The sequence below is a fragment of the Paenibacillus sp. MMS20-IR301 genome, from assembly GCF_032302195.1.
GTDB lineage: Bacteria > Bacillota > Bacilli > Paenibacillales > Paenibacillaceae > Paenibacillus_AQ.
This window is the reverse complement of sequence record NZ_CP135275.1, coordinates 6,870,778-6,886,203: the sequence shown is the minus strand read 5'-3', so window position 1 is coordinate 6,886,203 and position 15,426 is coordinate 6,870,778. Positions and strand designations below refer to the sequence as shown.

Below are 15,426 nucleotides of genomic sequence, written 5' to 3'. Positions count from 1 at the left end.
TAAATATTTACTTTTGTTGGATCTCTACGTCATCCTGCCCGTAAGCTTAATAAAGGCAACTGATCGATTTGACCAGCTGCCTTCTTTGTATATTCAAGCATCATTTCTTTTATTCCACTTAGACCAAACGGTTTCTTGCTGCTCCTATGCCGACGATAAAGAGCAAGACCGAAGCGCCAAGCAGAATGAACAGTGGCAGGTTCCAGCTATTTGTCGCATCATGCAGAAACCCTATGAGGGCAGGACCGGTTGCGGCAAGAAGATATCCGACCGATTGCGCCATGCCAGACAGTTCCGCTGCTTGATGGGCATTTTCAGTACGTAAACCAAAAAACATCATGGACAAACTAAAGGCGAAGCCACCACCAATCCCGAGTATTATAATCCACAACAGAATAATATTAGAGCTTCCGTATAAAAGTCCGAGCGTTCCCGTCAAAAGCAAAATAATTGTGATGACCACTAACAAACGTTGGTTAGACATGCGCCCGGCAATAACAGGGACAATAAAGGTAAATGGAAGCAACGCTAACTGCATGATCGAGAGGTACCATCCTGATTGGCTGGAGTCAATTCCCTGCTGCTTTAAAATTTCAGGCAACCAAGCGATCAACACATAGAAAACCATGGACTGTATACCCATAAACAAGGTTACTTGCCAGGCAAGAGGGGACCGCCAAACATTCACATCGTTGCTCGCGATAGGTTGGCTCGTCGTGGTTGCTGGCTTCGTTTGCTTTCTTAATTGGGGTAACCAACAGAGAAACGATACAAAGCTTAGAATCCCCCATATTCCCAATGCTCCCTGCCATTTCAGACCTGCGTTCACCGCTAGAGGTACACTGATTCCCGATGCGATTGCCCCAAATAAACTCATTGAAATGGAGTAAACACCTGTCATGGAGCCCATTTTAGTTGGAAAATCCCTTTTGATTACACTTGGCAATAATACATTACATACGGCAATTGCGAAACCCAGAATGGCTGTCCCAATATACAGATTGGCTGCACCAGATAAGGAACGTAATACAATGCCAGCAGTCAGAAAGATTAGGGCAATCAAAATGATACGTTCAACCCCATATCTCCGTCCTAATTTGGGTACTAAAGGCGATAATAAAGCAAAGGCAAGTAAAGGCAGCGTTGTTATCAGGCCTGCTAATGTATTCGAAATACGAACATCATCCCTTATGAGACTCACTAGAGGTCCCACTGAGGTTAAGGGAGCCCGTAAATTAGCTGCAATTACAATAATGCCGAGAATTATCAGTCCTATAGAAGATGGCACGGCCCTTTTATTTTGTTTGTTCGGCATTCTTCATTTCTCCTTCTTGAACTCATACTTATTATGCTGATTGAAAAAGTAAGAACAACATTCGCGCGAATACTAAAAGTATATTATAGTATATTATTTTTAACAATAATTAATTTAAAATATACTATTCTAAAAATAAAAAAATACAACTCTGAATTTCCGCCATGGAATTCGGAGTTGTATTTAATAAGCAGAATTTTCGGCTTTTAGAAACCATACTTTAAGGCTATATGAAGCACTGCTTCGCTATTCGTATAATTGGTATAAGAGTGAGGACAATCCGCACGAAAGCTGATCGTATCATACTGATTCAACGTGTAAATCTCTCCATCGACTTGAATTTCAATGGAGCCGGTCATTACTGTCGCAATTTCAGTTGTATTCACATGATGACCTTCAGGGTGATATGAGCTATTCGGTTGTAAGTAAGCCCGGCACATTTCAATATCGTTGCTTGTGTTTTTAAAGACTGGTTCAATAATCCAATTTTTTTGGTCATTAGAAAACCGCAGTCCTTCGCCTGCCCGATACAAACTGACAGGTTCTTCTGATTTCAACAAAGCTAATAGCGGTAAAGATATGGCTTTTGAAATTTTCCAGATAATCGACAAAGTTGGATTGGTATCACCGCGTTCGATATTCCCCAGAGTGAGCTTGCTTACACCCGTTAATTCCGCCAGGTCGTCTAAGCTCATGTTTTTTTCTTTTCTGTACTTTCTCAAGACACCGCCGATTTGTAATACAATTTGTTTAGCTTCATCGATTTCATTCATTTGATATTCACCTCAACGAAAAACAATTATAGCTAGTATACTGTTAATCCAGAGTCTTTTCCATACATATACCGCAAATACCAACAAGGCTCTCCAGCTGCATTTGGGTGGTACCCATGACATATCAACTAAATATTTCCTAATAAATCAGACATCTTCTTTTGACTTTCAGCCAGCCAAATCATTTCCTTTGCGAAGCGGGCTGGCGGTACGCTATGTTGATCCATGTTAGCATTGATCCACCATGTGCTTTCCATATACCACAGCAACTGTAATGAATTTGTTAAATAGCCTTCTATTACGTTCCGTTCCTCGCGGTACCCTTCCATAAACGCTGAAGCCAGGGAGACATCTAAATGATCATCTAAGGCACATGATATAACAGCACGAGCTACATCAAGTTGGGGATAGTCAAATTTTAGTCGATCAAAATCTAGAATTGCATTTAATCCGTTGCCATTAAATAAAAGATTATCCACCCAAAGGTCACGATGTGCCCATCCCGTTCGAAGGAAATCGAGTATAGCCATATCCATTTCTTCAGTAGCCTTAAATTGAGTTTCTATCTCAGCAAGCAGCTGAGGTTTACCGGCTTCCCTAGCCTTGTCCCAAACTGAGCGCCAATGGGCTAGACGCTCCTCACGGCTTGGAGGAATAAATTGCGGACTATTATTAATGCCAAGTGTCCCGTCATTTAATATTCGATGCATTTTTCCCGTTGCCCGGCCTAAATCATATATTTGATGGACATTGGCCCTGCCTGGTGGAATTAATATACCCTGGCAATATTCCATCACCATGAAGAGCTCGCCATTATCCGATTCAAGTAAAATACTTTCATTATGTGATAACAGTTTGGGACACGCCAGACCTTGTTCATACAACCTAATCTGCTGAGAGAATGCAAACAATAGTTCCGCCGGGTTAAATAATTTATATCTTTCTTTGTTGTATTGCTTAAGCAAAAACACTCCTGCATCAGTTGTAACTTTCCATTTTAAGTTTAACCAGCCTCGTTTTATTGAGGCAGTTTCGATTACACTCCAACCGAATAATCGATGAAGTGTTTTTATCAGGTCGTCCAAGATCATTTCCTCTGTTAATAGTGTCTTCATGGAGTCAGCTCCGGTATTTATAGTGTATATGTTAATATTCCTTATGGAGACTTATATAACCTCTTGAAATCAATCCATGTTTTTTAGTAATCCGGCAAGTACTTGCGTGAAGATACTGTAATCAAATAAAAACCAGTATTAGCAAGGCTTTCGCTACTACTGGCTTTCATATTTGTCTCAACCATATTCCCGAAAAAGTATCATTTATTGATCAAATCAATCTCAATTATAACCGTTACTCACTTTGTGAGTTGTAATTCATCTTGTCACTAAAAAAGCCTTATTTCGGCGATTTTGTAACGTAGTTTTGGCATGACTTGTAACGATCTTTGGCATAAGTGGTTGATTCCTGTAGCATCATTTGGCATTTATCGTTTAGATTTAGAGTAACACTTAATTTGATTGTAATTGCTGTTGACCTGCAAAACAATCAATGAAATTCCCCTCACCAAATAAACTTTTGGCTTCAGCAATGCTTTTCGAAGACATTTCAGACATAACAACAATAGCTAAATTATGCTTTGCTCGAGAGCATATAACATAAAACAAGTTTCTTGTTCTTGTCTGTATATCAAAATTGTTGGTAATAACTGCTCCTATATCCGGACGTCCCTCTAAGTACTTATTTAGACTATATGAATTCCAATCATTGTCATCTATAAAACATACTACATTGTTAAACTCTGCCCCTTTAGTTCCATGATTTGTGGAAAATGGAGAGGTATCTTTGACAGTTTTATGTAAGAGTCTAAATTGTATATATTCTAGTTCCATAAGATCTTCATAAAATGAGTCTTTTATAAATTCGTTATTAAATGCATCCTTTAATTTGTTGGAATACTCCAGTATTCGATTTTCATTAACAAAATCAAACACTTCAGAGATCTTACCTTTATCAGATAAAGAAATCAATTCCAATAATATTTTATTTAAGCTCAATTTATCTTGAATATTATTCAGCTCAAATGCTGTCTTTTTTAGTAGCAGTTGAACCTTATTACTCTGGTATAATTCAATAACTTCCTCAATATCAAATAAAAGATTTGCAAAGATGCAATCTCTATTAGATGCATTTTTAAGCAACATATCCTTGCTTTTTGCTCTTCTCGCTTTTGACAAGCTGTATTTAGAAAACAATCCCGGAAAGTAAGTTTCAAGTAATATTCTATTTATAATTTCACTTTTCTGACCCTTCTCAAACGACTGAACGATCGAATCATCAAATATTTCAAGCTCATTGAACTTTTTATTTTTTACGATACACTTATTAAAAGCATCAATAAATTCATCATCATTATTTTGTAAGCTCCCATTATCAATAGCTATTTGAATTTCTGTAGGAAGCATTTCAAAAATTATTTTTGATATCTGGCTAACATCTCGCTTATTTGAACGGAGCATATCTATAAAACCAGATTTAATTTGCCCCACTTTGTATGTTGCACTGTCGTCTTCATCATATAACTCATGTAATTCAATATAACCATTTTTTTTGGCAATCGCTTTAGTTACGAGGAATAGTTTCTTCATATTATCTGAAGCATCTATGGAAAAATCCAAACTAATACGTTCTTTAATAAATTTTTCAGTATCCAGCTCTCGATTATTAACATAGTAGAAATGGCTTTTCCCTTCTTTTTCAGTGCCCGAGGGTATTTGTTCCAAATTATCTGTTCGAATTCTATTAAGGAGTGATATAATCACATCTGAGGAACGATAATTTTCGCTCTTCAAAATAGGTTTCAATTTATGAAGATCCGCATCTACCCTCCCTACTGTCCCATTGTAAATCTGCTGATAATAGTCCCCAAATAATCCGAATAAAATGGTTGTAGATGGTTTTATATGTTCTAATAAGAGTTTAGCCACTGCTGACTTTGTATCTTGATACTCATCAATGAAGATTACCGGATAAGTATCTTGAATTATCTTTAATAACTTTTTGTTATTATTTATTATATTGATACTCAGTTCAAGCATTACATCATGCGAAATAATACCTTTTTTATAATTGGCGTTATCTTTATATTGAATTCTAGATTTCAGCTTCGTTAATGACTCAATTCGTTCTTGGTACTTTTCATTCTCGTCACGAGCATCCTTATATTTTTTGGTTGTTTCTTTTGATTTACTTAAAATTTCTAAATTCTTTTGAATTTTAGAGTTTATATACAAAAGTAGTTCTTGTTTAAGTTCTTTTTGGAATGGTTGTATTATCTGAGTCAATTTCATAATTCAGTTTGCTGAATAGCAAGACTGGGCCAAAAGCTGAGTTTGTTTTTTAAAAAAAGTTAGGCCACTTGCTGGGAGTTACTCAACTGCTTGTTCAACTTGTCTAGCGCAAACTTACTCAAATTGTAGGCCAATGTGCTGAGCTGGAAATCGACACTTGCCCGGACGCCGCGGTGACGTGTGCGTTTCATCCCAAAATACTCTTTGAGGTAGGCAAAAACACGTTCTACAGCCGTTCGTTTGTTATACAGTTGCGTAAAGCTCTCGCTCCCTCTTGCTGGGTAAGCGTGCTTTCGCAAATCGGTTTGAATTCGGATCTTAAACACTTTTTGGCAGCCGGATTCGGAAAATGGACAGTCTTTACACTGGTTCGGCCTGGTGTAACGCAGCGTTTCGTATTTGGCATCGAAACTGTCGTAACGGTAGGCGTGTCCCTGCGAGCACACAGGGGTGTAATCCTGGTTCATCCCCTCGGGCGGTTTTTTGTGGTGAATCATTTTAATAATAGGAAAAGCGCCTAAGGAATGAATCAACTGGTAAATGGCTGAACTGTCATACCCTTTGTCGCCCAAGATATGCTTTACGTTTAGCGAAGGGAACTTCAGAAGCAGGCCTTTGAGGAGAACAACCGCCATACGCTGGTCATTGGGATTCGCTGAACTCCATAAGCCACTAACAATATATTGACTGTCCGTATCAACCAGCAGATTTGCCTTGAACCCGTAATAACTGGTGAGTCGCCCCTTCGTATTTTTCTTGTCACAACGTGCGGCATGCCGGGGCAGCGCGGCCAACAGTTCGTCATAGGTGTAAGGCAACATTGCTTCAATGGTTTTCTGAAACGGTCCGAGGCTTTGTTCATAAGCTTCTTGTTCCTCCCGTCGGCATTCTCGTTCTGCATGCGATGGACGTCCACGCTTGGCGTAGGCAGGTTTCTTCGGTGGCCCGTTCACTACGGTGGGCTTCGGCTCCGGGAGTTCAAACTGGAGCTGCGGCTCTGCCACCGAAGCCTCACTTGGCTTTGGTGGACGGCGAGCGGCGCGGCGTTTCGCCGCAGCTTCGCTGAATTGGCAATCCCAAGCCTCCACAATAGAGGAATCCACGGCGAGATGTGTACCGCTAACAAACCCTTCCTCTAGGGCAGACAGGACCAACGAATCCTGCAGGTTCTCGAGCATTCCGGTTTGCTCTAGCGCATGAATCAAACGGGAATACGAGGCTTCACTCGGGATATTGTCGGAGCCGGTAAATCGGCACTGCGCCCGAAACTCTTCACTGTGCAAAAGACGCCAGACCAGAGAAGAAATAAACTCGATGTTCTCCATTTTGGCGATGAGCAATGAATAGATCATCGCAGGTACATTCAGTTTTTCGGGTCGGCCACGGTTACTCTTTTTCCGGAGGGTGTGCAGCACCTTGGAGAGATCTAAGTGCTCAAAAATATGGTTGTATTTATCTTCGGGGTTCATCTGGAACAATTCCTTAAAGGAAAACAGTTCTTCTTGTCGAATTGAATAGATAGGGATTACCTCTTTTCGTTCTCGGGTGGGTTTCGTCGCCTATAAATTCGAGAATGTGGGGAGGTACTCCTTTTTCTATGCTCAACAAAACCAGATATAGCAAGGGTTTTGAATTATGAAATTGACTCTTATCTTCCAAAGAAAATCATGAATGGTCTTAACCTCAACAATTTCATTTCCATTAATACGGCTAATTATTTCTTCTTTTGCAATATTAGTGTAAGTTATACAAGCCACTTTTCTATGTTGCTTTTGAAATTGTCTCTCTTTCTTCTGGATAATATACTCTAACGCTTTTACTAAGGTCCAAGTTTTCCCACTTCCAGCTCCAGCCTCAATGATAAAACTTTCGCTATTATCAATGCATTCGTATACCTGATCGACTACTCCGATGCTAGCCATGATAGCCCCTCCTCAATATATGAAGGAACGTTCCATTCCTTTAAATACATCAAATCAAATGCAAAATTAGATTTTTTATCATTTTTGTCTATATAATCATAAATTATATAAGAATTATTCCATATATCCTCTTCACTTGAAAAAGGACGAATAAGATTTGAAATACTGCTCATTAAGCCTTTATTATTAAAAATAAACTTAGCATTATCAATTATAAATGCCTCTTCAAAAGTTCTTCCGCACTTCACTTTATCAAGATCGTGCAGCACATTTTTCTGATAAGCAACAGAGATTTTAGCCTGTTCTTTTTTTACAGTGTGCTTTAGCAGATCGTCTATTGCCACACATCCAGGAATCCATTCCTTAAGCGTCGGGTTAGTTGTCACTAACTTAGAAAGCTGTTCCATAATCACCTCATTTTTTTTCAATCTTGTTTTCACACTACCATTCGAGTTTTTTTGAACAACCCCATCCTTTTTAACCTCTGAATTAATGCAACAGTCTATATCAGTAATAATTAAAGTTTTTACCTCTAAGAATTCAAGAAATTCTTTAAACTTATGCATATATGCTCCATTCACTTCAATTACCGATATATATTGTTCGGACAATATTTTAACCATAGGCTTTTGGGTTTGAAGGTATGTATCTACCTTTTCAAAAAACATTGGCATAAGCAATCTTTCGCAAAGTCCCTCAATCATCACAATTTTATCAGCAAAAAACATGTCACATTTCACCAAAGTTATGTATCTCTTTAAAAATTGAAGTGTATCAACATCATATTCATTATCTTCTTCATCTTTAATGCCAGTTTGATTACTAACAGAAAACTTCATCATATCTTTAACTGCTACGCACTTATTATTTCGTCTAAAGAAATATCTGATACTTTCAAAACTTGAGTTTGAAACAATATGTGATGAGTGAGTAGTAATTATAACCTGAGCATTAATTTTATTTACTTCCAAAAAATAATTAATTCTTTGTATAAGAATACTCTGTAGTTGAGGATGCATGTGTGCTTCTGGCTCCTCAACAAAGATTAAGTTTAGATCAGTCCCATTCTCTTGAATCATTGCCTTAAAACTAAGTATTTCAGATATGATATAAATTAAATTACTATATCCAAGGCCATTATATTTTTCAGGTAACATGTGGTCACTATCTTTATAGAAAAGCCTAATACTTTGAAATAAATTTGTTACAGTCATATTTGCTTTCAACGTAAGCTCTGAATCCTGTAAATTTGGATACCCAAAAGTAGCATAAGAGCTAATATATTCTCTAAAAAAATCGTCCAATTTTTTATCAATGCCACTATTAGCATTAATAATTTCTTCATTTAAAGCATTTAATTCTAATTCCTGGTCTTCTTTATTTTCTGATTTTATTGACCTATTTCGATATTCCCTTTGAAACACAGAGGATAATTTTGTGCTACTTTTAGAATTCCCATCATCAACTTCTCTTTGTGCAGTAATAAAAGTTGTTCCAATAATTTTCTTTATATCTGTAATATTGATGACTGAAGTGTCTACATTCCTATCGTATGGGCGAACCACAAACTTAAAGTAACTCTCAAATATCTTTTCTACATGTTCAATAATATCCTTCTGATTATTTTTAATTTTCAACTTATGAAGTTGTTGAAAAAAAATTTCTGGTTGTTCCAGTGCATACGAAAATAAAATCTTTAATTGGTTTGAATCATCTAAGGATGTTAGTAATGGTCTAATATTACTCCAATTATCCTGATCGCTATATTCAATAGTTAACAACATTTCAATTGAAAGGTTATCTAAAGGGCAGTTTTTAAAAAAATCTTCTTCAGTTTCTTGTTCTTTAGACTCGCAATAATTCTGATACATTTTTCTAAATTCAGAATGGGAGTTTGAGGAAAAATCGGACCATTCAAACTTACCGTTTTGCCTTAGGAACATATTAAAAATGTTTGTAAAGGAGGTTTTCCCAGAATTGTTTTTCCCCACAATTAATGTAGTTTTCGGGTCAATTTGAACATTATTAATACCACTTAAGTCTTGCAATAGTCGATAATTTTTAATCTCCACATTCACTAATCTCATTGCTTGCCTCCACCTTTAAAATGATTTATTAAATTTACATTCTTTAAATTAAGATTTGAGATTATTCTCTCCAAAAATCTAAAAATGGAGCCATCAATTTCTTATTAAGTTCTTCTTTTCTTAATTCATCATTATCTCTGAGAGGTAGCTGATGGATTCTTTTTTCATGTAATTCTATTAGCTCCGATGGGATACCTTCGCATTTCTTATATTTATTAATAAGCTGAATCCTTAAATCATCAAAAATAGATATATCGTATAGTTTGAAAATATCAACTGTTCCAAATTTTAAATCATCAACAAAAACTTTCTTTTTATCTTCAGATAGATTTTTGTAAACGCTAGGATTAATCCACCAATCATCTGAACAAGCCATTACTTTCTCTATTAAATCCAACATATTCAAATCATTTGCAAGATAATGCAAATAATAATCATTATCTGCAAAAAGTGATTTGTGTTTGTCAAACATGATAATAAAGTCTGAATGCTCTTTATAAGGAATACAGATCAAAAACAATTCTTCTTCTTTTCCTTTGGGTCTTATGTATGAAATTTTTGTACTTATTGCAACTGGGATCTGATAGTTAACCATTCGATGAATAATAACTAAATCAGCCTGATTAGATTTGTTTATATGCTTCTTTAAATCCTGATTCATAATACCATCTATAATCAAATATTCATCTTCACCGAATACCGCTGAATCTAATTCATACCTATTTAAAACGTCTAATACTTCAACGCAATACATTATTAATTTTTTTATTCTTTTCTCGTTATTCTGTTCAGCATTTTTTTTCGCCTGCTCTACTATTTCTTTTATAGATTTATTCTCAAGAATTTTATTCTCTAAACCTTCATAAAATTGTGGAGCAATTTGATATTATATAACTCAACGTACGATATGCTTGAAGAAACACATCTTTTTCAGTTTTAATCCCTTCCTTATCTAGGCTTGAGAAAATATCATCATGTTGCTTACAAAACCCTTTAAATGTTGAAGCGTCATTTATCCCTTTTTCTCCTATACTTATTTCTTTATCTGGGTATATTCTCTTTGATTTAACAGAAAATAAAATTCCATCTTCAGCAATCTGACTTAATGATTTTTTTTTGGATATAGCGTGAGAAGATATTGCATGCTCATTACATCCTGGAAACATGCAAGTTGCATGCTTATTATTAAAATACTTTTTAACATTACCTTCCACGGCATTATCAAATTCAAGTGCATTATTATTAGGTCTCACTGATTCAATTCTCCTTTAACTAATTTCTGTGAGGCTTTGGGATTTTCATAGTACTCTCCAAATTCCTAATGGTGTAGAAGAGACTTTTGCACTAAGTCATTTTTTGATAGATTATTTACATAAACGAAGACTGTATAATCTGAAGCCCCATAAATATAGCTATCACTAACAATATTAATTTTCATTTACCCTCTGACATTATGTATAATCCCTCAATATAAATGTATGCCTTACTTCATTCCACATTATCTCACATTTTATTCCTTTTATCTTCAAAATATTACAAACAAATGATACATTAAATCTATTAATGTTTCTCAAAGAAAGGATGGTAAAATGGCAACTATATTCCTTACATTACCTCCAATTTTTCAAGTAGATACAACGATTAGTAATAACAAAGTTAAACAACTCCTATTACCAGAAGAAACCGATACTTTTCCTTACCAGGACTATAAGCAAGATAGGGCTATTGGATATGTTTTACAATATCAAGACATCAAAAGTATATTATTACTAAAAAACAATGCAAGAATACCAGAACAATTTGCATATGTCATAAAACTAAATGGAGATCTCTTAGATAACGCACAACTCAAATGGATAAAACATCCCTTACTTAGGGAGTTAACGATCCCACTAGAACAAATTCAAGAAACTGTTTTAGGCTCTTGGATAAACTCGTTTAATTTTAAATATGAAATCACACGTGAACAGGAAGTCATACAGGATGGACTTAGAACCCCGCAAGTCGGAGCAATTCACTCTGTTTTATCACATTGGATTCTTTCCGATAAGCCCGCTTCCGTAGTTATGCCTACAGGCACTGGTAAAACTGAAACAATGATTAGTTTACTAGTTTCTAAACAATGCAAGAAGCTCTTAATAGTAGTCCCTACAGATCCTCTTAGAACACAAATTTCTAATAAGTTTATATCTTTTGGCGTTTTAAAAAAGTTCGGTGTTATTGGTGAAGGTGCACTTTACCCAGTGGTAGGACTTATGCTACACAAACCTAAGACTAGTGAGGATATTGACAATCTTTTTAACGTTTGTAACGTTGTAGTGACGACAATGAGTATTGTAGGAGGGCTCTCTAGAGAGCTACAGTTAAAAATAGCCGGTCGCTGTTCTCATCTTTTTATTGACGAAGCGCATCATATCGCTGCTCCTACTTGGGCTTCTTTCCGCGATAAATTTATTGATAAGAATATTATTCAGTTTACAGCCACTCCTTTTAGAAATGACGGTAAGCACTTAGATGGAAAAATAATTTTCAACTTCCCTTTAGAAAAGGCACAGAATGAGGGGTATTTTAAAAAAATCAACTTTCTTCCTATCTTACAATTCTCAGAAGAATTGTCTGATAGATCCATTGCCCAAGTTTCAGTAAATAAACTAAGAGAAGATCTTGAACAAGGTTTCGATCATATATTAATGGCCAGAGTTAACAGCATCAGTAGAACATTTGAAATCTCCCCTCTTTATAATGAATATCCGGAGTTTAATCCTGTAGTAATTCATAGTCAGTTACGCCCAAGCGAAAAGAAAGAAGCACTAGAAAAAGTCTTTTCCAGGCAATCAAGAATTATAATTTGTGTTGATATGCTCGGAGAAGGTTTTGACCTTCCACAACTTAAGATTGCTGCAATGCATGACATCCACAAAAGCCTGGGGATCACGCTACAGTTTACTGGCCGTTTTACACGTACAGCTAAAGATATAGGGGAAGCTTCCATGATTGCTAATATTGCTTTTCAAGAAGTAAACGATCAGATTAAAACTCTGTATAGTGAAGATGCTGACTGGAATGTGTTGCTGAAAAATTCTAGCACTGGAGCAATAAGAACTGTTGTTGAGCAATCTGAATTCCTAAGTGGGTTTCAAACGGGGCTTATAGAGGAAATTCCTATTCAAAATATTTATCCAAAAATGAGTACTGTTTCATACAAAACAAATAGCCATGCTTGGCAACCTGACAGAATTCTTGAAATTTTCCCTAAAAGCCAAGAGGTCCTCTATACTATCCATAATGAACGTAAAATCTTGGTTGCTGTAATAAAAAATATAATCCCTGTCAGTTGGGGGGATATTCGTGAGATTTACAATATTTCGTGGGATATCTATATTGTATATTTCGATATCACCAAAGGATTACTTTTCATAAATAGCACAATTAAAGGCACTCATCAACAATTAGCTGAAGTGATAACTAAGAATGCTGAAATAATAAAAGGAGAGGACATTTTTAAAACTTTCCATGGGCTTAACAGAATTATATTGCAAAATGTAGGACTTAACGATGCCTTTCATGGACCGATAAGTTTCCGAATGTACACCGGGGTAGATATTGCACAAGGATTATCTGATGCCCAAAAAAGAAATACTTTTAAGTCTAATATCTTTGGTCTAGGATTCGAAAACGGTGAGAAGACTAGCATTGGGTGTTCTTACAGAGGTAAGATATGGTCCAGAAAGATTGCTACGATTTCTGATTGGTGCGATTGGTGTGATGCAGTAGGAACAAAGATAACTGATGAATCAATAAATGTAGATGATCTTCTAGCTGGCGTTCTTAAACCCATAATAATTAGAGAAAGACCAAACCTTATGCCAATTACGATCGAGTGGCCTACATCTTTTGCTATTGATAGCGAATCATTGATTCACATCGAAGTAAATGGAACTAACTATCCATTATATGAGTGTGAGCTACAACTTGAAACTCCTTCCCTAGAAGGAAACATAAAATTCAAGCTTGTAACACCTAACTATCAAGGAGAATTAGAACTCCATTTCGACCCCACAATAGAAGAGGGTAGAAACTACCGTTACATTCAGAGTAACCGATCGAATATTGAAATAAAAAAAGGTGGGACAAAGAAAAGCATTACAACTTGGTTTTATGAAGAAGCACCTATTATTCGTTTTCACAATGGTTCATTTCTGGCTAACAATTATTTTGTTAATCCAAACAGGGCTAACTATCTTCCCTATAACTCTGATTATATTAACGGATGGAATTGGAATAATACTGATATTACAAAAGAATCACAAAATGAAGTGAAAAGACCCGACTCTATTCAATATGCTTTGATCCAAAAGCTATTAGCAGAAGGAATTTACGATATAATTTTCGATGATGATAGTTCTGGAGAAGCAGCAGATGTTGTCACTATAAGGGTGGCAGATGAGAAAATTTATATTCAATTTTACCACTGCAAATATTCACATGGTTCTTCCCCAGGTGCCAGAGTTTCCGATCTTTATGAAGTTTGTGGACAAGCTCAAAAAAGCATCCGATGGAAAGACGATATATACGCTTTACTAAAACATTTAGAACGTCGAGAAGGAATGCGACTTAGAAGTGGAAGAGCTTCCCGATTTGAACTAGGTGAACTCAAAAAACTTAATGAACTCAAGAAAATGGCAAAGTTTTACCCATTTCATTTAAGTATATATATCGTTCAACCGGGATTGTCAAAAGCAATAGTTAGTCAAGAGCAATTAGAAATTCTTAGTGCAACTAATAACTATCTAAGAGAAACTTACAACATAGTGCTTCAAGTCATATCAAGTAATTAAGTTAAAAAGATAATTCGATGTAACTTATCTTTTAACCTGTTAAACAACTTGGAAGGATGGTATTCCGCCCTCCTTCCAAGTTGTTAGTATAAAGCTTTTCTACTTGTTTAATTGCAATAACATTACTCTTTGATAAAATATTTACGCTTCAATTAAATTGGAGAAAGTTTTGAGATCACAATCAGAATCCTCAATAAGCTTTATAATATACGGGTTACTATAAACAGCTTTTTCTTTTTTTATATTCATTTCCTTACATATTATCTTTCTGGATATATGTTTTCCAGCAACCCTGCATTCTTTAATTACCACTCTGACGGGTTTATTTGGAGTGGATACCCCGCTGCCGCATCCCCTCAAACAGCAGAATCGTTGCCGCCATCGCCGCATTCAGCGACTCCGCCCGGCCGGCCATCGGGATGATGATGCTCTTGTCGACCAGCGCTGCGGTCTGCGGCGAGATGCCTTTGCCTTCGCTGCCGATCAGCAGCCACTGGCTGCCGCGGAAGTCATGGGTGTAGCAGGAATCCTCACCGCTCAGCGAAGTGCTGACCAGCAGCGCGCCCCGTTCCCGCGCCTGCGGCAGAATCGCACCGAGATCCCCCTCCACTACCGGGAGATGGAACATCGAGCCCATCGTGGACCGGATGGTCTTCGGGTTAAACAGATCGGCGCAGCCCTGGCCGAGGATGACGCCGTCTGCGCCTGAAGCATCCGCGCTGCGGATAATCGTCCCCACGTTGCCCGGGTCCTGGACGCCGTCCAGCACAATCACGAGACTATCCGGCTTCGCCAGGATCGCTTCAACGCCCTGCTGTTCCTTGCGCACAATGGCAAAGACCGGCTGCGGCGTATTCGTGCTGCTGCACTTCGCAATTACCGCCGCCGACACGCCGATGACCTCCATCCCCTGCACGGCCTGCAGCAGGGGCTTCAGCTCCGCCGGCATGCCTTTATCAAGGTCAAAAGCCAGGCATTCCACATCCGCTTCCGCCAGCAGCGCCTCCTGCACCAGATGAATGCCTTCCACGATATATTTACCGGACTTGTCGCGGTGCTTCTTCTCCTGCAGCCCGGACCATTCCTTCACCCGCGTATTCTGCGGCGATATAATTTCCATGAGCTCCTACCTTTCTGTTGCTTG

General features: G+C 37.2%; 11 protein-coding genes. 1 reads left to right on the top strand and 10 read right to left on the bottom strand.

Annotated features, from left to right (window positions below):
* Positions 1 to 118: 118 nt before the first annotated feature.
* From LOS79_RS29745 to LOS79_RS29705, 9 genes are all read right to left on the bottom strand, one after another.
* Positions 119 to 1,315, bottom strand: a complete 1,197-nt coding sequence (locus tag LOS79_RS29745) for a CynX/NimT family MFS transporter (protein ID WP_315414463.1) — start codon at positions 1,313 to 1,315, stop codon at positions 119 to 121.
* A gap of 206 nt (positions 1,316 to 1,521) precedes the next feature.
* A complete protein-coding gene (locus LOS79_RS29740; protein ID WP_315414461.1) occupies positions 1,522 to 2,088 on the bottom strand; it encodes a helix-turn-helix domain-containing protein in 567 nt (188 codons plus the stop codon).
* 128 nt (positions 2,089 to 2,216) lie between these two features.
* The gene (locus LOS79_RS29735; RefSeq protein ID WP_315414460.1) at positions 2,217 to 3,203 is read right to left on the bottom strand and encodes a phosphotransferase; all 987 of its coding nucleotides are present in this window, start codon (positions 3,201 to 3,203) and stop codon (positions 2,217 to 2,219) included.
* A 393-nt stretch (positions 3,204 to 3,596) separates the two neighbouring features.
* Positions 3,597 to 5,435, bottom strand: a complete 1,839-nt coding sequence (locus tag LOS79_RS29730) for a UvrD-helicase domain-containing protein (protein WP_315414458.1) — start codon at positions 5,433 to 5,435, stop codon at positions 3,597 to 3,599.
* Between the two features lie 59 nt (positions 5,436 to 5,494).
* Complete coding sequence (locus LOS79_RS29725; RefSeq protein WP_315411930.1) at positions 5,495 to 6,904, bottom strand: transposase; 1,410 nt, start codon at positions 6,902 to 6,904, stop codon at positions 5,495 to 5,497.
* Positions 6,905 to 7,036: 132 nt separating this feature from the next.
* Positions 7,037 to 7,357: a UvrD-helicase domain-containing protein gene (locus LOS79_RS29720; protein WP_315414456.1), complete on the bottom strand. Its 321-nt coding sequence runs from the start codon at positions 7,355 to 7,357 to the stop codon at positions 7,037 to 7,039.
* On the bottom strand, positions 7,339 to 9,444 hold the full coding sequence (locus LOS79_RS29715) for an ATP-dependent nuclease (RefSeq protein ID WP_315414454.1): 2,106 nt from the start codon (positions 9,442 to 9,444) through the stop codon (positions 7,339 to 7,341). The genes LOS79_RS29720 and LOS79_RS29715 overlap by 19 nt, the downstream gene beginning before the upstream one ends.
* 61 nt (positions 9,445 to 9,505) lie before the next feature.
* Positions 9,506 to 10,198: a hypothetical protein gene (locus LOS79_RS29710; protein WP_315414453.1), complete on the bottom strand. Its 693-nt coding sequence runs from the start codon at positions 10,196 to 10,198 to the stop codon at positions 9,506 to 9,508.
* 106 nt (positions 10,199 to 10,304) lie between these two features.
* Entirely contained in the window at positions 10,305 to 10,697 is a 393-nt protein-coding gene (locus tag LOS79_RS29705) for a hypothetical protein (protein WP_315414451.1), read from the bottom strand.
* A gap of 336 nt (positions 10,698 to 11,033) precedes the next feature.
* On the opposite strand from LOS79_RS29705, the gene LOS79_RS29700 reads away from it, so the two are divergent.
* Positions 11,034 to 14,282 carry a DEAD/DEAH box helicase gene (locus tag LOS79_RS29700; RefSeq protein ID WP_315414450.1) on the top strand — a complete coding sequence of 1,083 codons (3,249 nt, stop codon included), beginning with the start codon at positions 11,034 to 11,036 and terminating at the stop codon, positions 14,280 to 14,282.
* 322 nt (positions 14,283 to 14,604) lie between these two features.
* Here LOS79_RS29700 and LOS79_RS29695 read toward each other — a convergent pair whose 3' ends face one another.
* The gene (locus tag LOS79_RS29695; protein WP_315414449.1) at positions 14,605 to 15,402 is read right to left on the bottom strand and encodes a TrmH family RNA methyltransferase; all 798 of its coding nucleotides are present in this window, start codon (positions 15,400 to 15,402) and stop codon (positions 14,605 to 14,607) included.
* Between the last annotated feature and the right edge of the window lie 24 nt (positions 15,403 to 15,426).